The sequence below is a fragment of the Nitrosopumilus ureiphilus genome, assembly GCF_013407185.1.
Lineage (GTDB): Archaea > Thermoproteota > Nitrososphaeria > Nitrososphaerales > Nitrosopumilaceae > Nitrosopumilus > Nitrosopumilus ureiphilus.
In genome coordinates this window covers 1,123,668-1,147,546 of the sequence record NZ_CP026995.1, presented here as the reverse complement: position 1 = coordinate 1,147,546, position 23,879 = coordinate 1,123,668, and the positions used below count along the sequence as shown (strand labels likewise).

Annotated in this window: 34 protein-coding genes; 13 read left to right on the top strand and 21 right to left on the bottom strand. The window is 32.5% G+C overall.

Features of this window, described 5'->3' with window-relative positions; translation table 11 throughout:
• Positions 1–277: 277 nt before the first annotated feature.
• Both C5F50_RS06910 and C5F50_RS06905 read right to left on the bottom strand, forming a co-directional pair.
• On the bottom strand, positions 278–478 hold the full coding sequence (locus C5F50_RS06910) for a hypothetical protein (protein WP_179370662.1): 201 nt from the start codon (positions 476–478) through the stop codon (positions 278–280).
• Positions 479–545: 67 nt separating this feature from the next.
• On the bottom strand, positions 546–971 hold the full coding sequence (locus C5F50_RS06905) for a hypothetical protein (protein WP_179370661.1): 426 nt from the start codon (positions 969–971) through the stop codon (positions 546–548).
• Between the two features lie 90 nt (positions 972–1,061).
• On the opposite strand from C5F50_RS06905, the gene C5F50_RS06900 reads away from it, so the two are divergent.
• From C5F50_RS06900 to C5F50_RS06885, 4 genes are all read left to right on the top strand, one after another.
• Positions 1,062–1,496, top strand: a complete 435-nt coding sequence (locus C5F50_RS06900; RefSeq protein WP_179370660.1) for a hypothetical protein — start codon at positions 1,062–1,064, stop codon at positions 1,494–1,496.
• A 58-nt stretch (positions 1,497–1,554) separates the two neighbouring features.
• Positions 1,555–2,202: a PD-(D/E)XK nuclease family protein gene (locus tag C5F50_RS06895; protein ID WP_246281979.1), complete on the top strand. Its 648-nt coding sequence runs from the start codon at positions 1,555–1,557 to the stop codon at positions 2,200–2,202.
• Positions 2,203–2,492: 290 nt separating this feature from the next.
• Positions 2,493–4,661 carry a M20/M25/M40 family metallo-hydrolase gene (locus tag C5F50_RS06890; RefSeq protein WP_179370658.1) on the top strand — a complete coding sequence of 723 codons (2,169 nt, stop codon included), beginning with the start codon at positions 2,493–2,495 and terminating at the stop codon, positions 4,659–4,661.
• A gap of 25 nt (positions 4,662–4,686) precedes the next feature.
• Positions 4,687–6,030: an NAD(P)/FAD-dependent oxidoreductase gene (locus tag C5F50_RS06885; RefSeq protein ID WP_179370657.1), complete on the top strand. Its 1,344-nt coding sequence runs from the start codon at positions 4,687–4,689 to the stop codon at positions 6,028–6,030.
• A 739-nt stretch (positions 6,031–6,769) separates the two neighbouring features.
• Here the strand turns inward: C5F50_RS06885 and C5F50_RS06880 are convergent.
• A complete protein-coding gene (locus C5F50_RS06880; RefSeq protein ID WP_179370656.1) occupies positions 6,770–7,120 on the bottom strand; it encodes a hypothetical protein in 351 nt (116 codons plus the stop codon).
• Between the two features lie 69 nt (positions 7,121–7,189).
• Here C5F50_RS06880 and C5F50_RS06875 point away from each other — a divergent pair, with 69 nt between their 5' ends.
• Entirely contained in the window at positions 7,190–7,426 is a 237-nt protein-coding gene (locus C5F50_RS06875) for a hypothetical protein (protein WP_179370655.1), read from the top strand.
• A gap of 136 nt (positions 7,427–7,562) precedes the next feature.
• On the opposite strand, the gene C5F50_RS06870 is transcribed toward C5F50_RS06875, so the two are convergent.
• From C5F50_RS06870 to C5F50_RS13240, 10 genes are all read right to left on the bottom strand, one after another.
• On the bottom strand, positions 7,563–7,955 hold the full coding sequence (locus C5F50_RS06870) for a hypothetical protein (protein ID WP_246281978.1): 393 nt from the start codon (positions 7,953–7,955) through the stop codon (positions 7,563–7,565).
• A gap of 43 nt (positions 7,956–7,998) precedes the next feature.
• Positions 7,999–8,154, bottom strand: a complete 156-nt coding sequence (locus tag C5F50_RS06865) for a hypothetical protein (protein ID WP_179370654.1) — start codon at positions 8,152–8,154, stop codon at positions 7,999–8,001.
• Positions 8,155–8,190: 36 nt separating this feature from the next.
• Positions 8,191–9,231, bottom strand: coding sequence for a hypothetical protein (locus C5F50_RS06860; RefSeq protein ID WP_246281977.1), 1,041 nt, complete (start codon positions 9,229–9,231; stop codon positions 8,191–8,193).
• Positions 9,232–9,611: 380 nt separating this feature from the next.
• A complete protein-coding gene (locus C5F50_RS06855) occupies positions 9,612–10,085 on the bottom strand; it encodes a hypothetical protein (protein WP_179370653.1) in 474 nt (157 codons plus the stop codon).
• A gap of 118 nt (positions 10,086–10,203) precedes the next feature.
• A complete protein-coding gene (locus C5F50_RS06850; RefSeq protein WP_179370652.1) occupies positions 10,204–10,437 on the bottom strand; it encodes a hypothetical protein in 234 nt (77 codons plus the stop codon).
• A 460-nt stretch (positions 10,438–10,897) separates the two neighbouring features.
• Positions 10,898–11,113: a hypothetical protein gene (locus C5F50_RS06845; RefSeq protein ID WP_179370578.1), complete on the bottom strand. Its 216-nt coding sequence runs from the start codon at positions 11,111–11,113 to the stop codon at positions 10,898–10,900.
• A 2-nt stretch (positions 11,114–11,115) separates the two neighbouring features.
• Positions 11,116–11,421 (bottom strand): hypothetical protein, encoded by a 306-nt coding sequence (locus C5F50_RS06840; protein WP_179370651.1) that lies wholly within the window; start codon positions 11,419–11,421, stop codon positions 11,116–11,118.
• 43 nt (positions 11,422–11,464) lie between these two features.
• A complete protein-coding gene (locus tag C5F50_RS06835) occupies positions 11,465–11,803 on the bottom strand; it encodes a hypothetical protein (protein ID WP_179370650.1) in 339 nt (112 codons plus the stop codon).
• Positions 11,804–11,836: 33 nt separating this feature from the next.
• On the bottom strand, positions 11,837–12,427 hold the full coding sequence (locus C5F50_RS06830) for a hypothetical protein (RefSeq protein ID WP_179370649.1): 591 nt from the start codon (positions 12,425–12,427) through the stop codon (positions 11,837–11,839).
• Between the two features lie 42 nt (positions 12,428–12,469).
• A complete protein-coding gene (locus C5F50_RS13240) occupies positions 12,470–12,604 on the bottom strand; it encodes a hypothetical protein (protein WP_280924437.1) in 135 nt (44 codons plus the stop codon).
• Positions 12,605–12,735: 131 nt separating this feature from the next.
• Here C5F50_RS13240 and C5F50_RS06820 point away from each other — a divergent pair, with 131 nt between their 5' ends.
• From C5F50_RS06820 to C5F50_RS06805, 4 genes are all read left to right on the top strand, one after another.
• A complete protein-coding gene (locus C5F50_RS06820) occupies positions 12,736–12,990 on the top strand; it encodes a hypothetical protein (protein WP_246281976.1) in 255 nt (84 codons plus the stop codon).
• Between the two features lie 209 nt (positions 12,991–13,199).
• Positions 13,200–14,102, top strand: coding sequence for a matrixin family metalloprotease (locus C5F50_RS06815; protein WP_179370647.1), 903 nt, complete (start codon positions 13,200–13,202; stop codon positions 14,100–14,102).
• A gap of 812 nt (positions 14,103–14,914) precedes the next feature.
• Positions 14,915–15,451, top strand: a complete 537-nt coding sequence (locus tag C5F50_RS06810) for a hypothetical protein (RefSeq protein ID WP_179370646.1) — start codon at positions 14,915–14,917, stop codon at positions 15,449–15,451.
• A 55-nt stretch (positions 15,452–15,506) separates the two neighbouring features.
• Positions 15,507–15,650 (top strand): hypothetical protein, encoded by a 144-nt coding sequence (locus C5F50_RS06805; protein WP_179370645.1) that lies wholly within the window; start codon positions 15,507–15,509, stop codon positions 15,648–15,650.
• 2 nt (positions 15,651–15,652) lie between these two features.
• Here C5F50_RS06805 and C5F50_RS06800 read toward each other — a convergent pair whose 3' ends face one another.
• The 4 genes from C5F50_RS06800 to C5F50_RS06790 form a co-directional block, all read right to left on the bottom strand.
• On the bottom strand, positions 15,653–15,913 hold the full coding sequence (locus C5F50_RS06800) for a hypothetical protein (RefSeq protein WP_179370644.1): 261 nt from the start codon (positions 15,911–15,913) through the stop codon (positions 15,653–15,655).
• 88 nt (positions 15,914–16,001) lie between these two features.
• The gene (locus C5F50_RS13235) at positions 16,002–16,133 is read right to left on the bottom strand and encodes a hypothetical protein (RefSeq protein ID WP_280924436.1); all 132 of its coding nucleotides are present in this window, start codon (positions 16,131–16,133) and stop codon (positions 16,002–16,004) included.
• Between the two features lie 158 nt (positions 16,134–16,291).
• Complete coding sequence (locus C5F50_RS06795; protein WP_179370643.1) at positions 16,292–16,534, bottom strand: hypothetical protein; 243 nt, start codon at positions 16,532–16,534, stop codon at positions 16,292–16,294.
• 62 nt (positions 16,535–16,596) lie between these two features.
• Positions 16,597–16,914, bottom strand: a complete 318-nt coding sequence (locus C5F50_RS06790; RefSeq protein ID WP_179370642.1) for a GIY-YIG nuclease family protein — start codon at positions 16,912–16,914, stop codon at positions 16,597–16,599.
• Between the two features lie 93 nt (positions 16,915–17,007).
• Between C5F50_RS06790 and C5F50_RS06785 the strand changes: the two genes are divergently transcribed.
• Positions 17,008–18,693 (top strand): helicase C-terminal domain-containing protein, encoded by a 1,686-nt coding sequence (locus tag C5F50_RS06785; RefSeq protein WP_246281975.1) that lies wholly within the window; start codon positions 17,008–17,010, stop codon positions 18,691–18,693.
• A gap of 292 nt (positions 18,694–18,985) precedes the next feature.
• Here the strand turns inward: C5F50_RS06785 and C5F50_RS06780 are convergent, their stop codons facing one another.
• From C5F50_RS06780 to C5F50_RS06765, 4 genes are all read right to left on the bottom strand, one after another.
• Positions 18,986–19,333 (bottom strand): hypothetical protein, encoded by a 348-nt coding sequence (locus C5F50_RS06780; protein WP_179370641.1) that lies wholly within the window; start codon positions 19,331–19,333, stop codon positions 18,986–18,988.
• Positions 19,334–19,502: 169 nt separating this feature from the next.
• The gene (locus C5F50_RS06775) at positions 19,503–20,711 is read right to left on the bottom strand and encodes a hypothetical protein (RefSeq protein WP_179370640.1); all 1,209 of its coding nucleotides are present in this window, start codon (positions 20,709–20,711) and stop codon (positions 19,503–19,505) included.
• A 127-nt stretch (positions 20,712–20,838) separates the two neighbouring features.
• Entirely contained in the window at positions 20,839–21,057 is a 219-nt protein-coding gene (locus C5F50_RS06770; protein WP_179370639.1) for a hypothetical protein, read from the bottom strand.
• A 183-nt stretch (positions 21,058–21,240) separates the two neighbouring features.
• Positions 21,241–21,861: an ArsR family transcriptional regulator gene (locus tag C5F50_RS06765; RefSeq protein WP_179370638.1), complete on the bottom strand. Its 621-nt coding sequence runs from the start codon at positions 21,859–21,861 to the stop codon at positions 21,241–21,243.
• A 92-nt stretch (positions 21,862–21,953) separates the two neighbouring features.
• Here C5F50_RS06765 and C5F50_RS06760 point away from each other — a divergent pair, with 92 nt between their 5' ends.
• The 3 genes from C5F50_RS06760 (at position 21,954) to C5F50_RS06750 (ending at position 23,862) form a co-directional block, all read left to right on the top strand.
• Entirely contained in the window at positions 21,954–22,103 is a 150-nt protein-coding gene (locus C5F50_RS06760; protein ID WP_179370637.1) for a hypothetical protein, read from the top strand.
• 99 nt (positions 22,104–22,202) lie between these two features.
• Positions 22,203–23,192: a hypothetical protein gene (locus C5F50_RS06755; RefSeq protein WP_179370636.1), complete on the top strand. Its 990-nt coding sequence runs from the start codon at positions 22,203–22,205 to the stop codon at positions 23,190–23,192.
• Positions 23,182–23,862, top strand: coding sequence for a hypothetical protein (locus C5F50_RS06750; protein ID WP_179370635.1), 681 nt, complete (start codon positions 23,182–23,184; stop codon positions 23,860–23,862). Before C5F50_RS06755 ends, C5F50_RS06750 begins: the two co-directional genes overlap by 11 nt.
• Positions 23,863–23,879 lie beyond the last annotated feature (17 nt).

The following is a 23,879-nucleotide window of genomic DNA, read 5'->3' as shown; positions in this document are numbered from 1 at the left end:
TATGGCCTCATGAGCTTATTGTGGCGACTCTAAAAATATGTATATCTTCAAAAATATAGATGGGTTTTTCACTAAATGCAAAATGTATTATTAATAATCAATTTCTGATATTGCATTAATTCATTAAGTTGTTGATGAACTTTTTATTTTTCTTCAGGTTCGTCAGCTCTGTCTCTAACCTTTTTGAGGATACAAAATTTGCTTAATTTCTTGAGAAATCCCATTTGGTATAACTGGGAATTAGAGCCTTATGTGTGTTGAAAAATTGACACAATCACTAGTTTTCATCGATCTTTTTATTATATTCATCTATTTTGCAATTATACTTTTCAATCTCTCTGTTTTCATCATCGATATCTCCTTCAAATAACTCGGGGTTTTCTTCTTGGGCCCGTTTCATAAGTTTCTCGAATGTGTCTGGATCATCCCTTTGAAGTTCTAACAATATTTTTCCAATCGAGTCATCCAGATTACTCATTACTATAACTTCTCAAATCATGTATTTTTATTGTTCTGAATTCAGAATAAAACAATGAAATTTCGTCCTATTTTTCCCCATTTGTTGAATAATCATAGAGCATTCTTGCTTCTTTCCATTGATACCAAACAAAATTCCAAACTAAATCATCTATGGATTGTCGCTCTTCCTCCATGATTTGTCTGTCTCTTAGATTGTAAATTATTTTACTTCTAATTGTTCCTAGTCTAAGCCCCAACATCACACTCTCTCTGTTGTTATTTGGAAGTTCTTTGCCTCTGAAATTGTTAGACTTTGAGTCAAAAACATCAAAATGTTCTTTATGCCACTTGAATTTTGATTTCTCAAAAATTTCAAGAATCAATGCTACTGTGTCATAATCTAATTTTTTCTTATCAAGTTTCTCTTTGATAATTTGCTCTGATTTTTCTTTTCTTTGACTGCTAAATTTTTTCTCTAAATCTTTTAGTTCTTTTGATAGTTTCCCTTCCATGAATTCAACCTTGTGTATGATGATAAATTATCTCTTAATAACTCTAAAAAAAGTTAAAAAATTATTAATGAAATTGCTTTTCTTTGAAATATGCCATTAGACAAAATGCCTGATACAGAGCAATACGTCCCATCGCACAAATCTACTGTTTTACATGTTAAAGACAAACCAGCTGCATGCATAATTGATAGTGATCCGAATAATGACTCACGTTTTCAAACAATATCTAAAAATGACACTCTAAAGGCAAGTCTGATTGGTTTTCTAAACAAACATGATGATTTGGGTCTTTTAATGGGATTCAAATTAAAGATTCAAACAAATTTTGATTTCTTTGAATATACCGTATACCCCAATGAAGAGTTTATCGAAACTGTGATCTTCGATGAATCTATTTTTATTATAAATGATAAATTGGAAAATCTTTTTTCATTGAGAAAAATTGTAACTGATCAATTCATAAAAACTAAAACAGAGTTTGACAAATTTCAAAGACTAATTCCTAAAAATCCCGAGAATTTATAATTTCCAAATATTCAATAAATGCCAAATTCTAAATTTTTTTATGTCTAATTTTTTGCAAATGTTAAAGATCAGAGAACCTGAATTATTAGATCGTGAAGATGGTCATTGGTATAAAACAAAATTTGATAAAATCTATCCATCAATAAACACCATTTTGTCCGCTACATCTTCTGATGACAAACAAAATAGTTTGGAATCTTGGAGAGAAAATGAACCTGCACATGAATACATTACTGCACAAGCCCAAGAAATTGGAACTCAGTCACACAAGATTATTGAGAATTATCTGAGTAACAGTTTATCTTTAGACGAGTTTGACTTGCTTCCTATTGCCCATTTTAATAATTTAAAACCATATTTAGAAAATATTTCAGACGTTACCTCTATTGAACAAAGAATGTACTCTGATAACCTAAAGGTTGCAGGTACCAGTGATTTGATTGCAGAGTATGATGGAGAATTATCCATTATTGATTACAAGACAAAAAGAAAACCTCAGATGGACGAATACATGTATGAGTATTATCTGCAAACTACATGTTATGCTCAAATGTTTCAAGAAGCAACTAGTCGGAAAATCAATCAAGTAGTGATTTTAGTTAGCAGTGAAAAAAATACTCGTCAGGAATTCATCAAGTCATGTGATGACTATATCGAGCCCCTCAATGAAAGAATTAAAAAATACTATCTGAATAGTCTTAATTGACCATATCTGTCAAGATCGCAAAACAAACGCTTCTATAGTGTCAAAAAGACTAGAAAGAGAACATGAAATACCTGTGTAGAACCTGCAAGAAAAAATGCGATGATATTCCAAAGCATATGATAACTGTTCACAATTTCTCAAAAACAATAGTGGAATCTCAGCTTAAAGCCAATCCAAATTGCTATAAAAATTCCTTTGAAATCCTAGAATAGACAAACAATAATTTTTATCACTATTATTAATTTGACATAAGTTTAACTATGTGATAATTTCAACTAGGTTGAATTCTTTTGAAAGTTGCTTTAATCTATAATGAAAATATCATTGATCCTAATGATGTCATCAATGTTTTTGGAACGAGTACAAAAGAACATTACAGTTCAAAGGCTGTAGAAAGAGTTGCAAGAGCATTAGAAAAAGGTGGACATACAGTTAAAGTTGTTGAAGGCGACATCCATCTTGCCGATGAACTAAAAGAATTCATGCCAAAGGTAGTTGCAGGTGAAAATCCCGGAATGGTTTTCAACATGGCATATGGTATACAAGGTCATAACAGATACACACACGTTCCTGCAATGATGGAAATGCTTGGCATCCCTTACATTGGTTCAGGTCCAGCAGGACATGCAATTGTTCAAGACAAAGTGATGACAAAGATTGTTTTGCAAAAAAATAACATTCCAACCCCTGGGTTTTGGGTGTTTCGGACTCCTGAGGATACTTATGATGATTTAGTTTTCCCTGTAATTGTCAAACCAAAACTAGAGTCCACCTCAATGGGAATGGAAGTGGTGGATAATTGGAATGATCTTCGTGCTGCAGTAAAAGTCCAGATTGAGAAATTTGAGCAAGATATACTGGTAGAACAATTCATTTCTGGCCGAGAATTTGCAGTAGGACTGCTGGGCAATAGCCCTGACATAGATGTTCTTCCAATAGTTGAAATTAATCTTGATAATCCAGATCAAATACAAACTATTTCTGATAAAAAGAAAATGGGTGGTGTTGAAAAAACATGTCCTGCAAAATTATCAAAAGAAAAAGCAGAAGAGATGAAACAAATGTGCAGAAAGGCATTTAGTTGTTTGGGACTCAATGATTACAGTAGAGTTGATTTTAGAATGGATAAGGATGAGAATCTTTATATTCTTGAATTAAATTCCATGGCTAGTCTTGGAACTGGCGGCTCTTTTTATTATGCTGCACAAACTGCTGGATACACTTATGATTCGTTAATCAACAAAATTTTAGATGTTGCTGTAATTCGATATTTCGGTTCTTCAATACAACAACAAGATGCTGGTGTTGATCTAACTCAACCATTACGTGTTGTTGCTAGAACCTATCTGAGAGGCCATCTACAGAGTCTCAAAGAAACATTGAGGGGTTTTGTGAATCTAAATACACATGTTTACAACATTGAAAATGTCAATCAATTAGGAACAACAATCTCCAAGCGATTAAAACATCTTGGATTTAGTGAGCATATTCACAGACAACATGATGTTGGAAATTTCTATTATTTCAAAAATCACTCTGAATCCGAAAACGATGTTCTGTTAGTCTCTCATCTTGATACTCATTATGGACCCGATGATTTAATCAGCTTCTATGAAGAAAATGACAAAATTCTTGGTTCGGGCACTGCTGAAAGTAAAGGTGGATTGGCAGTAATGTTAGGTGCACTACATGCATTAAGATTTGCAAAAAAACTCAAAAAAATAAGATGTGCGATATTACTTACAACTGATGATAGTTTGGGAGGACGATATAGCAAGAGATTTGTTAAGGAATACTCTAAAAAGTCACGATATATTCTTGGATTAAAATCTGCAAGTAAAGATGGTGGAATAATTACAACTTGCTATGGGAGAAGCGATTATCAGATTAGATTTACTAGTACTGCTGAACAATCCGGTTCTGATATTCATGGGATAATACCAGTTTTAGCAAAAAAGCTATCTGCAATTGAAAAGCTTTCAAAAGATGAAAAAGACTATCGATTAAGAACTACATCTATTATTTCAAAAGGCTCTCATGGGCAGACTCCAAATTTTGCCACATTAACCCTGATATGCAGTTACAAAACAACTAAATTTGGAGAATCACTTGATTCAAAAATCCAAACAATCATGAAAAAAAGGGAAGCCGGTTCTCCAAAATTAGATGTTTCAATTAATAAAATTCAAACTAGGCCTCCGGTGTTAGAAGAGCCATCAGATACAAAATTTTATGAATTAGTAGAAGATCTTGCTAAAAAACACGAGATAAAAATTAAAAAACACTCTCAACTAATCTCTTCAGATATTAGTAATGTCCCAATCAAACTTCCCGCATTAGATGGATTCGGACCAATTGGCCATCATTATCGCTCAACAAAAGAATACATTCTTCATGACAGTATTGTCGAACGCGCAGCATTATTGGCCTCTGTCCTATTCAAATGTGCTGAGAAATAATTTTATTTCTGATTTTAAATATGTCATGTCTGAAATCAAGAAAATTCTCATACTGGGTGGAGGATTTGGAGGAGTTAATGTTCTTAAATTAATTCAAAATAAATTCAAAAACAATCCCAATATTCATATCAATTTGGTAAGTCAAGATAATTATTTCCTTTATACTCCGATGTTGCCCCAGGTTACTTCTGGATTAATTCATCCAAACGATATTACTATCCCTATTCGTAAATTATGTAAGCAAGCAGAATTCTATCATGCATCAATATCTTATATTGATGTAAAACAAAAATTAGTTACAATTACCAGAGAATTTGATGGCAAAGTACATGCACTTGATTATGATTATTTGATTGTAACTCTTGGTAGTAGTACAAACTTTTTTGATAACGAAAATATTGAAAAGTACGCATTTGCAATCAAAACAGTAGAGGATGCAATTTCAATTAATTCTCATGTAATCCATATGCTTGAAAGTGCTGCTCAGACTTCTGATATGGATTTCAAAAAAGAGCTAATGACATTCACCGTGGTTGGTGGCGGATTTGCAGGTGTGGAAACAATGGGTGAAATTAACCAACTTGTCAGGGATTCTACTAAAAATTTCTATCCTAGTATTGGTGATGAAAATATTTGTATGAATTTAGTTGCTTCAAAAGACTTCATTTTGTCTGAACTTGGCACTAAACTTGGTAGAATGGCTACTAAATATCTGAAAAATACAGGAGTAAATGTGATTACAAATACAAAGGCAGTTAATGCAGGTGAAGATTTTGTACAATTAGATAATGGTAAAACAATTCCTGGCATGACTCTCATTTGGGCTGCAGGGATAGATATTGATCCTGTCATTTCAGAATTAGAATGCAATCATCATAAATCTGGGAAACTCAAAGTCGATAAATATTTACGGGTTCTTGAACATCAAGATGTTTTTGCACTAGGAGACTGTGCATTCATTATAAATCCTGAAACTGGAAAAGAATACCCTGCAACTGCTCAAAATTCCATTCATCAAAGTATCACAGTTGCAAATAATTTACATTCAATAATTACTGGTAAAACCAAACTTCGAGAATTTTCTTTTAAGAGTAAAGGCATGATGACTACCTTGGGCAGAAAAGTAGCCATAGCCGTGGTGTTTGGTTTTCCTATAACTGGCTCTATTGCATGGTTGATTTGGAGAACATATTATTTGTCTAGATTGCCATTACTTGAAAAAAAATTTCAGGTTGCAACAAGTTGGCTTGCAGATTTGTTATTCAAACGTGACCTTACATTCATTGGATTAATCAAAAACAAATATCTTACAAAAGTTGATATAAAATCTGATACGTCCTCTGTCAAAGATTTTTTTAATGAAAATTAAATTGAAAATATTTACAACTTGATTATCTTCTTGTTTTTCCAAATCTTTTAATTTCTTAGAACAAATTTGAATCTCTGCAATTATGTGTAATTTTTTTGGCCTGTTGTGTATTGGACAAATATTCTTTCCTCTAATATTTTCAGGAGGACGTTCAACTGACAGTGGAATTACTGGATTTTTTGTTCCTTATTTAATCACTATCTTATTCAAGAGACCGTGTAGACATCATCCTAATATTATCAAGTTATTCCTAGTAATCCTATAGCAATTATGTGCAATCATTACATGTACTTTCTCTCAGTTCTGTGTTAGAATTATCTGGACATCACGTACACTCCATGCATTCTTTTTATCACAGAAAATATTGTCTCTACCTTGCTTCTCTGGTGATGTGTATTCCAGTTATAATGTCTCTTCGTGTTCTTTTGGTGGATTATCTCGATTTGCAAGACATGGGAGAATTACAAACAATTCTTCTGGTGATGGAGTCAAAGAACACCTGGATTGTCAATCTAAATGAATAATGTAAGGATGCTATTTAATGCCATTCACGAATAAACGTATTTTCACCATCGACAAAATTACCACAAGTTTCACAAAGCCAAAGTGTTGCATTCTCATCTTTCATCCATTTTGGAAGTCTTCGATTATTGCATGTTTTACAAAATAACGACATAGTTCCTTGTATTTTTACTTCTATTTGTACCGACGCTATTTTTTAATTTGCAAAATTTGAGATTTATTCATTCCAGATTGATTGTGTCTTTAACCATACTATCAAATCTTTATACAGTTTACTTTTTTGCATGTTTAAAACTCCAATTTCTAAATTAGTTGATGATTTTACAGTTTTTGTATAAGTTTCATAAACTGCAAAAATTATCTTGTCTAGAAACATCTCATTTTGCATTTCTTTTTTAGCTAATTCTTCAGACTCTGTCATGGCAAAACTTGCAAATAAAACTCCATCAACCCAATACGCATTTGCTGCCTCTAAAGATGACATCATTCCAATTAGGTCGTCTAGATTTAACTTGATCATGTCTCGAACATATATTCTGTCATATGGTTTGTGTACAAATTCTGTCATGAAATTCCTTTTTAATAGAGTCTAATGAGTATTTGGAAATTTTATAACTAGTTTTTCTATAATTACATCATGAGTAAAAAAACTGATGATTTGTCTGATCATGATCTATTTGTTACAGAGTTTCCAAAACAAAATTTTGGAATTGTGGACTATCTACAGGGTAGGGTTCATTTTGCTCTACTTGATCAAATGAAACTCATGAGTACTTCTGGTATGACTAAGATACAAATCAAAGAAACAATCATTTCAACTGTCACTGAAATTATAGATAATTTTGAGCCTCAAGAAGAATCAAAAAATTCTTGAATCCATCTTTCCTGATTCTGCCATTATGATTTTGTGGCATTGGCAATAGCAATTTGTGTGTGGCATGTCATGATCATTTCTGTATTTGCATTCTTTAGTATGCTCTATCATTGACAATTTTTAGGAATCCTTTAGACTATGCTTTTGTAGGATCACGGCTTAGTATGTTTAAGACATGCTCAACAATTTGTTTTTGTCCTCCTTCATGAACATCTGTTCTTACTGAATCAGAGCCCATGCTGACAAAAATCAAATTCTCTTCCCCTAGTGGAAAAGTCATTCTAGTAATCTTTTCAAATGCTGCTACTGCATACTGTCCCTTTCCAATTTTTGGACTCAATGCTTTCCTACCCTTCCATGCCGCTGCTGCTCTTTTCAATGATGCTTCAGTTTCCTCTTGAGATAGAAAATTTGTAATCCCGTCTCTATGGCTCGTAGCAAGTATGTTTCCTTCCGTATCAGTAACTATACTGTGTCTGATGTTGATATCTGAATCCATTATTCTCTTTAAGAGATTTTCAAAATTCATGTCAATTATAACTCAAAATATTACTTAAGTCATTCTGATAATCTTATCCTTGATTTTTATATTCAAAATAGTCTAAGAATGCCTCATTGAGATTCTTTAGTAGTGTTTCATCCTTAAATTCCGAATCTTTCAACTCGTTCCACTTTTTTTCTATTTCTTTTTTTAAAACATACAAGGTTCTTTTATCATCACAATGCATACTGGATATATCACAATCTCAAATTTATGGGTGTCTTCAAATCCCCGATTCTACTGGAATTGAGATTTTCTTTTTAGCAATTCTTACCGATATCCATCCCATCATTGCGCCAGGGATACTCATCACTCCCAAAATAATCCCAAGTGTTTCAGAAAATTCTGGTAGTAGATTATATCCTGAAACTCCGCTAAATATGTAAAATTGGATATATGCCATACCAATTAATGGCATGCTGAAAATAAGAAAGACTGATCCTACAAGTGCTCCTGCAATGCTCTCCCCATATTTTCTAATTTTGATTCTGTTAGAAATGATTGCATCTGCCACAATTGCAAAAATCATTGGTAATGCAAACCATGGAAGATATATCCAAAGAAATTCTGTAGGGATGATGTTTGATGTAACATTTAGAGTGATGAATACTGCAGTTACTAAAGTTGCACCTCCAAACATTCTCAATGATTTGGCAGAAGTCCAAAAAATCAATACACTGAAGAAAGGCATTGTACTTGCAGCAATAATTGCTGCCGCATATGGGTCAGGATCTAAATCTAATGTGTCTCCTGTTGATATTGGTAATGTGAATTGAAAAATAAATCCAATTGTGATAAACCATAAAACTCCAAATGCCAAAATTAATGCTGGTTTTACTACTTTGAAGTTAAATGGAATTAACCTTGCCAATCCAATAACCACCCCAACAGTTTGAATTAAGATTCCAGTAATTAGCGTCAAGTGTGTGGGGCTAAGTAATCCGTCTGTTCCAAACATTTCATGCCAGTAATAATCACCAGGCCCTGCTGTTATCTGAAATAAACTTCCAAGAATCACAAGTTTTAATCCTAGTGCAAATGATTCCTTTCTCAATTCTTTATTTTTTAATAGAATAAATGCTGCAATAATGGCTGAAATCAATCCTATCCCAACTCCGGAGTATAATACTCCATGAGGTGGTGTGAAAAATGTCTCAGGATCACCTAATTGATGACTGGTAATGTCCCAACTGCCGCCCCATGTCTGTAAAATTGTTCCAAACAAGGCAATTATTAGAATAATTATGATGAATTTTGATGACAATACTACAATTTTCTTAAAAAATTACTTTATGAATTTTATGAATGAAAAATACGACTTTAGACGTTCTAAAGTCCTTCATCAACTACTGATTTTTGCTTACACCAACAGTTAGAACTGCATGTGGAAATCATTCTTGACATTTCAATCGTCTGAAATGAGCCAGGAGATTCCAATTGCTTCTTCCCATGATGATTGGTTATTGTTATCTTGCATACTATGGGATTGTATATTTTCTATTTAACACAGATGAATGATTTATCAGTATCAATACTATGTACAAATTAGTAGTGATTCTTTATATCTGAAATACATTATTTTTAATACCCGACCATAGATGGTGAGACATTCAAATCTATTGAGTTTTGAATCTCACCATCTTCTTAATCTTGATTTTGTAAACTGGCAGTTTTTTCGTAAAAGTATTCTTGTTTTTTTAATTCTTTTTCAGAAATTATTCTACATTTTCTCATTGGGACTAACCTCGAAATTTGCTCATATGTGTTCATATCTCTGACATCTGCAGCATAGGCAATTTGCAGTAAGGGGGATTTTTCTTCAATCATTGGCTTTGCTTGCTCATATCCTCCACTTTGCCTCATTCCTGTTCTAAAGAGTCCTACATGTGTAATGCTTTTTGAAATCTGAGGATCCTCATAGCAGCAAATGGCAAACTCGTCATCATCTTTTTCAATTATTGTTAGTCTGGTAAATTTGTCACTCCAATCTTCCACTTCTTTGGCAATTAGCATGGCCTCTTTTTTATCCTCAAATACTGTTGAAACTACTAGTCTGTCTTTTTCATATGCCCACGAAATTCCATAGAAATTTCTGTACCAATCAATATCAAAAGACATGTTTTTCATCTGAAAATTATCAAATTAATGCTTTCGAATTTTATTTGTAGGCTACTTTCTGTACCTGTATTCTGTGCCAATGACGATCAATAACTAATGACACACATAAAAAACTCAACTAGCACATTTTTCCACATTCACATTGTCTGTTTGTAAACAAATTTTTGAACGTTTCAAATCTTGATTGGGCTATTGATGGTTTTTCTCTTCCAACAATTTTGAACAAATTGATTCCAGTCTCAGCGCTAGTTCCTTTGAGTGCCCATGAGCCATTCTTCATAAGATATGGTTGTGGGTTTTTCATTGATACTTTTTTTCGTGCTTTGATATCATATGCCTCTATTACTGACATGTCCTATATTTTCATAGTAACTATTACTGATTCAGAGTAAATTTTTTCACAGTTTTTAGCTTAAAATTAATTTTTACTCAGGCATAATCTATGCTGTTTTTCAAAATTCTACAAAAATAAGATTGGATGTGAGTTATAGCGGTTTTATCTCACATTTGCACTTTCCACAAAATAGGCAATTACAATCATAATAAATCAACGCTTGATTGCATGATGGACATTTTTCGTATTCTGCAAAATCTTCTCTCAAAATAACTGCCCTCTTATGATAACTATATTGCTCAAAAATTGATAAATCCCTTGACTTGATTTTTGAAAATTAGTTTTATTTTTTGATTTGAATTAAACAAATGTTTGAAAACTTCTTCAAATTTCTTTTATATCTTGAGCATGAGATAATATTGACGCCTTCGTATAGTGGTCTAGGCATGCTATAAACGATCACTATTCCAAGACGTCTTTAATCTCGTTTTTTTAATAATGCATCTTCTGGTGTTTTTTCTTTATTGTATTCCCAATGCCAACTGTGATGTTTCTTCCAATGGCTTTCTAGTTCTTCATTGGTGGGTTCTTTACCAAATGGAGTTCCGCATAGTTTACATTGTTTCATTTTCTTTTCCTTTTTTGCTTTAATTATTGGGTGACATTGCACAGGAAGATTTTCATCATTATCCATGGTTAGTCTAATCCTGCATTGTGTGAACTACCACTCGCTAAAGCATCGTGGCTTCTTCCTGCTTCATCGAGCCTCAAAGTTGCTTTCGCAGACATTTGTGGTTGTGGCTCTCCCAACCCTGTGTCGGGGTCTATCTTTTCAGATTCAGGCGTTTGTATTTTGATGGTTCCCACAGTTCCTGCGGTACCACATATCATTGGTTTTCTTACACGCATATTGTATTTGAATATTTGATTGTGTTTTGCTTTGAGTTGTGGTGTGTTCGCTCTTATCCCAATCCTGAAGGGTTTGGGTTTTCCCGCCCACATTGTATAAAATTAAGAGTTTGTTATGTGGATAATTCTTAAATTTTCATTTCTTTTTTGAAATTGGCTTTTTCTTTTTTACAGTCCTGTATTTTTCTTTTCTTCTTCTTTTTTCCAAATCCATAATCAGATAAATTTTTCCAGTTTCACACAACTTCATCTCACCTGTAAATTCATCATGGATTGATTCTAGTGAGCCACTTGATAGTAATTCCCCAACAATATTCCATGCAGTATCTTCTGAAATTTCAAATTTGTAAGGAATTGTTGAAACTTTGGTAAAATAACCATTCTTTGAATTTCTTAAAATGAATTGTTCTATTTTTTGTTCTGTTGTTAATGATGGTTCTTTTTTGAATCTTCTAAATGGTCTTCTTTCAGACAATATTTTTTCCAGTATTTTCTAGTATTTTAGTAATCATTTGGCGTTGATCGTATCTGGATCATTATTCCCTGGCAAATATTTGTCACCTAAACGCTCTTTCATTTTATAATCAAATTCTTCTTGTAGTCGTGTAAGGTAGATTTCAGCTTCTGTCTCATCATCAGGAATTCCTGTATCTACATTATAATTGAAACCTGTTGCTAGATGATAAAATTCCTCAAAGAATTCTTTGCAGTCAATCACATCTGCATTGGAATCTATTGAAACTACCAAGCAACTGTCTTCAATTCTAAAATTTAGACAAATTTCTTCTTCTATCATAATATCTACCATTACTGCCATGAGATATGGGATGTATTGATTTTCAAGCCTTCCTTGGGCTTTGTTTGCTATCCATAATTCGTTTCTATCTATCAAATTATCAAAAGTTTGAACAGTTACATCCCTGATCTCAGAATCAGTAAATGCTAATTTTGATTTCCATGATTTTGCACCATAATTTCCTGGTTCGGCATAAACAACATCAAATCTTAGATTTTCATTTACCTGCTCAAATTCCCATACTTGTTTGTTAGTCCACATGGGTGAAAACTCTCCAATTAATTTTCTTGTTCTCTGATCCAATGAATCTTTTTTTATTATTCTGATGTTTATTCCTATCTTAAACTACCTAATCCCTGATTTGAGGTATTCTAGTGTGCATTCGGCAAGTTCTTTGTCTGTATGCTTTTTTATACCATGTTTGCAATTTAGGCAATTTCCTGTTTGTTCTTCATCAAATTCGTCTCCAACTTGTTTCATACAGCATTCCATTAATTCTGATGTGGAGTGAGATTCCATCAAAAGTTTACATGTGGGACATTCAGTCAATTACAAATTTTCTCTTTATTTGATTATTAATAAATTATATTTGATTTTTCTGGAGAATTTCTGTGAATCTGGTTGATAAATTCAAAAACAAATTGCAATGTACTTGTAATGATGTGGTCGCTTTTGAAATAATTGATGATATTGAATGTGATTGGGGAAATCATGTGGTAATACAATGTCCTAACTGCGAGGAACTTTTTAGTATCGATAATCAATGTCCTGCATTTCAAAATATCTCAAAATTAGTAAATTCTAACACAGGGTTGTATTCAAAAGATGAAATTGAAAATTATGTCTCTAATTCTCATCACAATTGAAATTTTTTGGCCACAGATGACTTGGTAATCAATGTCGTATCGGATTACCAACATCCCAGCTTATCTGTGGCAATGTTTTTGATTTGAAAGTATACTTAAAATAAAAAAAGTATATGAAAATTGATTCATACAATCAAAAATTTCAATCTTTGAATTTACTGATTTCTCCATAGAAAGTCTTAGGTATTGATATGATTCTTGCCTAGTTATTGAAAGGAATTTTTGCAATTCTTGTAATTATAGGCATGATTGGATATACATGGTACGCTGATATTTTACCATTTGGCACAGCAAATAACTCTGTCAAATTAACACCTACAGTTGAAAATATCTGGCAAATTCCCAATGTTTTGGTTTCAAATGAAAATCAGATCATTTCTTATTCATTCCAGTCTGTACCTGAGATTCCCGACAAAGAAATTCCAATTAATGCATTAGAAAAAGCAATTGCCACATGGGAGTCTAATAACCCTCAATTGAAATTTGTTGAATCAGAAAACTCCAATATTGAGATAAAATGGCAAGAATATTCCTCTCCTACACATACTGGGCTTGCAACTTGTAATTCTGTTTTATTTGGAATTCTAAGTCACTGTGTGTTGAATATCTCAGTTGGTGCTGTTGATTGCAATGATGATTTTATTCAAAATGATGAGAATATGGTTGCAAATATTTTGATGCATGAAATTGGCCATGCATTAAAACTAGGACACACAAATGAAACGGGCCATTTGATGTACTCATACGAGTCTCCTCAAAATTCATTTGATAATAGAGGATATGGGATTCCTCAAAGATTTGAAGAACTATACATTGGTCAGAAACTATTACTAGAACAAGAAAAAGAAATGAGAAATGAAATTGAATCACTTGGCAAGAAATTATCTGATGAAAAATTACTATATGATAAACATCTTAAAGAATATCAATACTATGAAGATAAAACCCTGTCATCAGTCGAATACCGAACTGCTACAACATTATTTGAGAATTTAAAAGGAAAAACTGATAAAATAAATGACATTATCAAACAACAAAACAATCTAATTGACAAAGTAAATGAAATTGTTAATCAATTAGGATGCAATCCTAACTTCAAAATCTCACAATAATTATCCAAATAATAAAATAAATCCCACTGCCAAAGCTGCAACTGAGATGCCCATAGTGATGTAAAATCTAGTATTCATCGATTATGCTAAATTCTTCTAAAATTAATAGTTTAGAATATGAAAGCAAGCATGTTTGAAATCCTTTTGCATCGACTCTTTGGGAGTTACGGTTAGATGTCAAACAAGCAACCATCTTGCTTTCATTATTTCTAATAATCTTAATCCTCAAAAATTCTTAAAATAAAACATGTCTTGAATTTTAATCAAAATGGGTTGAAAAAATGATCTAATTTACATTTTTTCAAAAATTGAGCCTGTATTTACTGATTATACCACATCAGGCATGAGGGTGTTCAAACTGCACGTACTGTTTCTTTTAGTCTTCTACACCTATTGTATATCGAGTTATCTGTTTGGCGGTATTCCTATGTTGTCTTAATCGACCATGCCCCTAGAATTCGTTTGCTGTCAAACATTTTTCTTTAACAATAAATTTTTCAGTCTTGGAATCTATCTATAATTAGTTGATCATCAAATGCAAGGGAGTCCAAAAAAATCACAAATTTGAGAATTGTGAGTTTATTCATGCGGGAAATTGGGGTGATTCAGAATTAATTGATCATCAAAAATTTCACAAATCTTTGGAGAATGATGGGTATTCTTGGTTTGGCTTTGATGCATCCCAGCCATTTGGTAAATTCAGCGGGCGTGATGGGAAGCGAATTTGACGCTATTTTATGATCGTTTAATTTTATTATTATATTATAAGCAAAAATCTCAATAATTTTATCCTCAGATGAAAGTGGTATATTGTGAGTGAAAGTGATGTTGTTGTTTGGGCACATAAGACATTTCTCAAGTGGTCTGATTTTAAAGCAGAATCTAATCCTGCAGCATTTGAAGATTCTCACAGTGTAATAAAATATCGATTTACATGGACAATTAATTCTGAAAAAATTGATGATCAAATATTGTTTCTAATTGAAGATATTCGTCTTTCTGTAGAATTCTTTCCTTGTCTCTCTTGGTTTAGAATTTCACAAAATACAGAGAATTTATTAAAACATGAACAAGGCCATTTTGATCTAGCAGAATTAGTAAAACGTGAAAATATTCATAATTTACAGAATGCATTTTATGGTAAATGTTTTCCTACGAGAGGTCAAAATGAAGACCAGCAAAAACAATTTGCAAAAGAAGATTCCGGAAGAATGATTGCAGAAGAAGTTGAAAAATTAGAGAAGATTTTGGATAAACGGCGTGAAGAATATGACGCTCAAACAGAATTTGGTCAAAATGTTGAGAAACAACTAAAATACAATCTAATGTTTGATAAATTAAGATTTTAAATTGCCATGCACTGCAAACTTCATTATTATTAACATCCTTTTTCAATTATAATTAATGGATACTGCAAAATTGCCTAAATTCAATTGGAGTGAATTATCTGAACTAAATTCAGGACATACTCCTGATGAATGGGGAATTCAAAAGAAAAAATCTATGCCTAAAACCTTTGTTTCTTATACAGTTTCATGGGATTACTAGGTTTATCTTTCAAAAATTTTATTTTCGGGTATGGAATTAATGTAATTTACTAAACTTCGATAATATTTCAGATGAAAATCCAAATCTCTAATTTCTGTTTGTTTTAATTCTTCTAATTCCGGACCAAAATCTCTGCCATCTGTTTGAATTTGGTTTAATGTATTTTCATTTACCTCTATCATATGAAATAAACTGTGTAGGACTTCACCTTTAGTGAGTGTTCTATCACATGATTTTTTCAATATCATTTCTATCCAATCCATATTGAATGAAATTAAAATAATTATATCTGCCCATGAATTGGATAAATTCTGACCTTTACTCTATTTTTTTTACTTTAGGCTTGAACAATTATTTTTTCTCTGCTTTCTTTTTTCTTTCCATGATTTCTTTATTTCGTTCAATATCTGAATGAACTTCAACATGCTCGTATAGCTGTTCTTTTGATTCGAATAATTGTTCGCAATAATAACATTGATGCATTACAATAATTGATCAATCTTGAATTAATTGTTTTCTCTAAAATTGAATAGAACCATTCCTAAAAAATGAAAAATCTCTCATATTTTGCATATTTGAAATATAGTTGATTCTAGAATGATGTTTTAAAATTAAATAAAAAGGAAATAATCTAAATTAGATTATCTTCCGTTTTGTTCTTTAATTTTTTGTGCAAGGTCACCAAATGGATCTTCATGCCATTTTTCCTTATTCAAATCAGCCCCCAAAGCTCCTGTTTTTGGTAGTAGGCCTTGCTCTGCTGCTTGAGACAAGACTGCATCTTCTGGAATATAATTTTGCTGGTTAGCAGTACCGTATGCAATAGCACCTGCCATTGCTACAACACCAACAGCAATTCCTACGTAAATCATTGCATTAGACATACCGAATTTTTACAGTTTTCATATTAATCAACTAGGACTTCAGTGCAATGCAGTGCACATTGTCAATGTGTTTCTAACTGAATCTCAGAATTACATGAAGGAAATTTGCCTGTTTCATTTTTGAAATCTTCCATTAATTTCAGTTGGAATTCTTTGGGATTCTCTGTAAATACTCTCTGGTATGACTGTGTTTTTTGCTTGCATTCATTTCCTTCAAAATCAGTATCAACATATTTTGTAAATGTTTGCTCTAAATTGTCAGTTTCCCCAATGTATATTGGCTCTTTACTTCTGTTGTAGAGAACATATACTCCTGAATTTGGTTTTACAAATTTAGCACTTTCAAGCCAAACTCTCATTTTATCCTCTAATAACTCCATGACATGAGATAGTTTTACTAGATATTAAACTAGATTACTAAAACTAGGATATTACAAGAACCTTCATGCTTTTAATATTGAGAAAAAATAGATTTGATCCTGTCTCTTTTAGAAAAATTTCCTACACAGTTTACTCCACGTGAAATTCAAAAAGAGATCATTTCAAAAATTGAAGAGAATCTGAAATCTGGCTATAAAAAAATTATTTTGTGCGCACCTACAGGTGTAGGCAAATCTCTTGTAGGGGCCACTGTTTCAAGTTATTTTGATAGCTCTTTTACTGTTACTGCATCAAAACATCTTCAAGATCAATACATCAAAGATATCCCGTTTCTAAAACCTGTAAAAGGAAAACAAAATTTCCCATGTCTCAAATTAATGGATGCAGAGAAAGTTGATAATGATAGGAAGGCTATGCGATGGGGTCTGTCATGTGATAAAGGAGTGTGTCAGGAGAGGATTAACAAAAACGGAAAAGAGGTAGTTAGTGTATGCAAATACAAGCCTACAATAAAACAAGTTGAAGAAAAAACTCAGGATTCTCAATCTTGTCACTATTATTTACAAAAATATGATGCGCTAACATCAAAGCATTCTTTGTGGAATTATCATGCATTTTTTACAATTATGAAATTTAACAAAAAACTTTTTGAAGATTATCTTGATAGAAAGGTTACTGTATTTGATGAGGCACATAAAATTGAGGATCAAATAATTCAGTTTGTTGGATTTGATATTTTCAGTGGGCAAGTTGATGAGTGTAATCTAAATTCTGAAAAGTATGATTTTACAGATTTGGACTCTGTGATCAAATTAACTGATGATATGGCATATTCTTATGCCAAGAAAATAAAAGATATCAAAGAAAGTTCTGTATTTCAAAAAGAACCCGACTATGAATTGATAAGTGGATTGGAAAGGCGTTATAATAGATCTGCTCAAGCAAAAATAGACATCATGTCTGATAAAAATAACTTTGTTGTAAATGATCCTGTTAAAGATTTTAATGGAAATTTCAGAACTATATCGGTAAGACCTATAGATGTTTCAAAATTTGCTAATGAATTCTTTGAAACAGATTATCAGTTATTCATGTCTGCCACAATTGACAAATCCAGTTTTTGTGAAAATATGGGATTAGAAAAAGATGACGTTGCACTTGTAGATACTGAAAAATCACCATTTCCAATCGAAAATAGAAAAATCGATCTTCTTAATGTTCGCCGATTAAGTTATGGGTCTACTGATGAGGATGAACTTGAAGTAATCAAAACAATAGATAGGATTTTAGGTGAACATTCAAATGAGCGAGGTTTAATATTGACATCCTCTATTCCGAGATGTCGAAAAATTCTTCAACACCTTTCCCCAAAAAATTCTTCAAGAATTAGAATTTGTCATAGCAGAAACAAGGATGGAAAATCACAGGATGATATAATTTCAGAGCATGCCACTGATCCCACCGGCGTATTGTTGTCGTCATCACTTTGGGAGGGAGTTGATCTAAAGGATGATTTATCAAGATTCCAAATCATTGCAAAGGTGCCTTATCCAAACTATACTGAAAAGAGAACTAGGGCAAAAATGAATAAATTTCCTTTATGGTATACATCTCAAACTCTCATAAAGATATTGCAAGGATTTGGGCGTTCAATTAGAAGTGATGATGATTGGGCAAAAACTTACGTTTTAGATACTGCTATAAACAATGTTCTTTTTAAAGGTCAGCAGATGATTCCAAAGGCATACTATGATGTTTTAGGGATAGAAAACCTGTAGTGGACTGAAGTATGCAAAAAAGTTTCTTGCAGTATTCATTACAAACTAGATATTTCACGCGATAGATTCAAAGGAGTATTTGTTGGTAACATTGAAACAACATGTACTGGTGTACAAATCATTGGTACTCAAATGTTCCTTCAATGTGAATCTGAGAAGCAGATGATTCCATTACGGTAAGAATGACTTGGATGTAAATACTAAAGTTCAAACCCGTAAAAATCAACTACACCAAATCCATTAGGATTTGAATTATACTGTGTAGACCCTTTACTATCCAACAGTATGTGGTCTAGGATAATTGTGGCTGCTTTTGTACAGAATAATCCATATACAAAGTTTGCTGTATTGTAAATAACCGAGTGATACCAATCATCATGACAACAATTCCAAGACATCCTGAAATCATTCCAATTACAAAATAGTTATTTTGAAAATCTACAGACGTAGGTTCATCTAATCTATAATAATCCATTAAAACAGGTATTAGTAAAGCCGCAGAAAAAATCCAAAGCGGTATTGCGGTAACCATCATTATTTTTCTAAGATTTTTTATCTTTTCAATTTCCTTTTTGCGGTCTATCGGATTTGATTCGATTAATTTAAACTCGGGCTTTATCCAATCAAACCAAAAATACATCATAAAATATTGTGATTTATTGTATTTAACAATAGAAATCAGTAGTTTCGTATGGTTGATGAATATGAATTTGCACAGTTCAAACCCATTAGGATTTGAGCCTCATAATATTATAGAAGATTATGAAAATACAGAACGCCTGATTTTGGAATTTATCCCATCTAAATTATCAAAGAATAATTTTGAATTCCCATGGGCCCTCTAATACTGAGAGTGTAGGGTGAGACTCAGTCATTTGTCCCATATTTGGAGGAGTCGTAGGAGTTGGCATATCTCTACGATTTCTTTTTATCCACATTATCTCTTTTACAATAATTGAAATCTCTTTTGCTTTAGGATTCAGTGTTGAGTGGAATCTATATTCTCCCGAATGATCCAAAATCATTTCATTTGTAGTAGGATCAGGACCACTACTTCCTCCACCCCCAATAGAAAGTCCATCTGCATAGACATTTCCAAGATCATCTCTAATTTCAATTGTTAATTCAGCTGACTCGTGACTCATCTGCATGGTTATCTCATTTGCCTTTGAAGGATTTGAAAAAATATTTTCTGGTAGCTTTATTCTTTGAAAGGAATACCATCGAAGCTTCATGGTATTTTCAAAAACTTCTAAGGATGTGAAAACAATTTCAGTATCCAGTACATGGAACTTGTGTGGAATTGGAATTGTCTTAAGAAAAGATAAAGCCTCAGGTTTGGTTGCTTTACCTTTAAACTCATCCATGGGAATGTCTTGAAATTCAAATTTTGTATTTTTTGTGACAAGCCAAAAATTATGGTCTTCTGGTTTTACATTAATAATTATGGATGAAAAATTTGGAGGATGGGAACGTCCACCTCTAGAAGTTCGTTGGTGTTTTTGTGCAAAGTCAGGGAAAAATGATGTGTTGACTCTTTCTTGTTTTTTTACTATTTGTCCAAACAAGGATGAAAAATCAATATTGTCTTTATATCCTGGCATTGCATTTTCTGCAAATTTCATTGTTCCAAATGTAACAATATTGGCCTCTGGAATTTGGTTTTTGAAATCACTAGTAGAGAGTTTTTCCAATTTTATTAATCTTAATCGTCCTGATGGACATGCATTACAGTGTACGGGACTGCTCATGATGACTCGTGGGTATTCAATCTCCTCATGGTCTGGATTCAAATACTCTATTGGAAGATCTTGTGATTCTGCTTTTTCAAGTTCTTCTTGGTTTAATGAAAAACAAAATGCCATGGCACTATCTTTACCTGTAACCTTAACAATATCGCCTTCTTTAATTCCCAATCTATCCATGTAATCTGATTCAATTTTTACAATGGTTTTACACCGGTCATCATTTTCAAAGCCATATGATCTAAAAATAATCGAATTATCTTTTTCTTCCATTTATTGAAAGTGGAAGGGGTTTTGTTTTTATGGGTTTCTCTAAATAGTTCAGTAAGATCCGAATTTTTTTATTTATTATTCGTAATCATAGTAAGAGTACGAAGTTCAAACCTATTAGGATTTGAACTTATAATCTGCAATATTCACATGGCCACCAAAGCATACGATGTCCAAATTGAATGATGTATGTGCTTAAAATAGATATTGCCAATAAGATAAATCCAATTTGTTTATCTTTGAAAATCAAAATCATAGAGGCTATTGAAATAATAATCTCAATTCCAGTAAATGTTCGAATTACCTCATCAAAGTATCTGATACCGAAAAGAATCCCTTCTCCAACCATAAAAATAGTGTTCAATAAAAATAAGTGAAGGCTAATACCTACAGAACAACCAATTTTTTTTATTTTATTATTCATTGTTTGACTAAGTCCCTAATACTGTATTCATAAGTTCATCTATGTTTTATGAAACTATTAGATTTAGTACAATACAGTTCAAACCTGTGTGAGTTTGAACTCTAGTTTTCATTTTCTGATTTGTTTAATGATGTAAGGAATCACAAGTCCTGCAACTATTACACTTGCTGTCATTACAACTGCAAAAACAAAATCTCCTGACTGTGGTTCTATTGGAGTCATGTATGGAGGTAGCGTAGGACGCGGGTACTTGAATGCAGAATCAAGTGTGTGATTCGATGAGCTTGCAAGAATCCAAGTGAACACTCCTGCCAATACAACAGATGCAAATCTGGTAATTTTACCTAGTATGTGTTGCAATGACTTGCTTTTGATAGCACGATTTGCTGCATCTTTTGATAGAATAACTATGGCAGGCTTTGCACGATAAGACCTCAAAGGACGACCTCTGCTGTTTTTGGATTCTTTTGTTATGATGACAATGTCTGAATCAATCATTTTCTTTAAGTGATGGATAACCAGATTGGGTGAAAGTCCTGATACTTTTGAGATATTCATTATGGTCAATTCTCTTTCTAATAGAAGAGTCAAAATTTTTCTGCTTGATTCATTGCTAAAAATTTCACCTAAAAGTTTTAATCTGTCATCGTCTGTTGGAAAAATCTGCACTCTGTTTTTTGTATATTCGGCATGAGTTTGTCTGTCTGTAATTTTTTTGTCCGTGTTCATGGATTATGTGGTTTAGTCGGATTTGCTTATAACCTTTGGTTCAATCCTGATTGTAGCAAATTCTTATTTACAAAACATTACAACCAAATGATATGAGCCAAATGATAAATGAAAACATACTCAAAGACAGCACAGAGCAATCAGATACAGAACCATGTTCCTGTGAAAAGAAGACATGTGCAATAGGAATTGCAAGTGTTGCGATAGGAATTGGGGGATTTGTTCTAGCATATCTTCTCTGAATCAACCACAAATCTGTCCGATTAAGAGGGTGGACCTGTATAGATTCACTACTAATCATTAGAACACTATGAGTTTCCTATAATTTCTCTAGTTGTATTATGAAATATTTTGCAATCCTCTTAATTCTAATCGGGTTTACAGGAATTGTATTTGCAGAAGAGATTCCAATTGAAATTCAGACTCAAAATGATATTAATTTAATCATTTCAGGAACTATCCTGAACTACAAAGATGATCAAAGAATTTCAATATTGATAAAAAATGAATTGGATAAGCCAATATTTGTTTCGCAACTAATTACAAATCAAACTGGATATTTTTCTCTTAACGTTACCAGACAAGGAATATTGTGGGATACTGCAGAATCATTTACAGTAAAAGCATTTAGAACAAGTATCCATGATGAAGTAACTCCATTAGGATTGATGAAATCAAACAGTACCAAAATAATTGCTCCATTGAAACAAATCAATTTGGGACTTGAATCATATGATGTAATGTGCAACAGTAACTTGTTATTAATCCAAAAATATGATGGTTCTTCTGCTTGTGTAAAAGAACAAACCATTTTAAAATTAATCAACAGAGGATGGACTGCTGAATCTGAAACAAAAAAACTTTGGAAGTCAACAGATGATTGGAATTCTTTGAGACTAGTACGTAACACTGATGATCTTTACTGTAATTCTGTAAATGAAGAATTGTTTGATCAGTGTTATTCTCTTGAAGAAATAGTCTTTGGAAATGGATTTAAAAGAGGAAAACATTATGGGTGGAAAGTATATCCTAGTGCAGGAATTATATTGCCTAAAAACTCTACACTCATACCAATTTACAGAACTGCAGAACCCTTAGGTTTTCAACAAATTGATTTGAATGCAATGCTTGATGATAAAATATTTGTAAACAAGTGTGAATCAAACGGTGGTGTTTGGAATTATACTTATCACGATTGTGAAGGTATTTGGGAAATGTGTCAAGATGTAAACGGAGTATCTGTTGCGATGAATATTTTCCTGCCTTGTACTGGATTGTGTCTTGATCGTGGAGTTTACAGGTTAGCATGTGTGTTTGAATATGAAAACTAGGCTTTTGATTTTAATTCCAATAATTATTGGCTTGGCAATGTCATTTCCGTTTCTGTTAGAACAATCTCGCTTATTTTATTCAAACTCTAATGATACTTTTAGGTATGATATTGAATCTAATTCAGAAATTAATCGAAGCTGCATGACATTAGATCAGAGCAAAGACATAGCACCATTTTTCAAAGTACCTGCTTACTTGCCTGAAGGCTATTCGATCAAATGTTCAATGTCTGGCATGCCATACGAATCTTACATCCTAATTCACAACAAGGATGTATCTGATAAGTGGATAGGAAAAATGCATATGTACATTGAGGATGGTGCAATTTTCATTCTTCAAACCGATGAAAGAAATCTTGTTGGAGAAGAAAAATTTGAAACTCTTGGTACCGCAGAACAGAGGATTCAGGAAACATATGATGATGTAATGGAAAACAATCCTTCCCTAAATCCACAATTGATAAGAATTAATGGAATGTTGGCATACGCAGTTGATTCCTGCCCTGATTGTGGCATACAAATCGTAGATTTTCCAGATGGAACCTCCATTCAAACATCTACTTCTACAGAAACTAAAATTAAATTCAATGATGAATCTGGAGTTTCCTATATGCTTAAAACAACTTTGCCATTAGACGAATTGATCTTAGTGACTGAATCGCTTCAGTGATGTAATTGGGGAAAAAT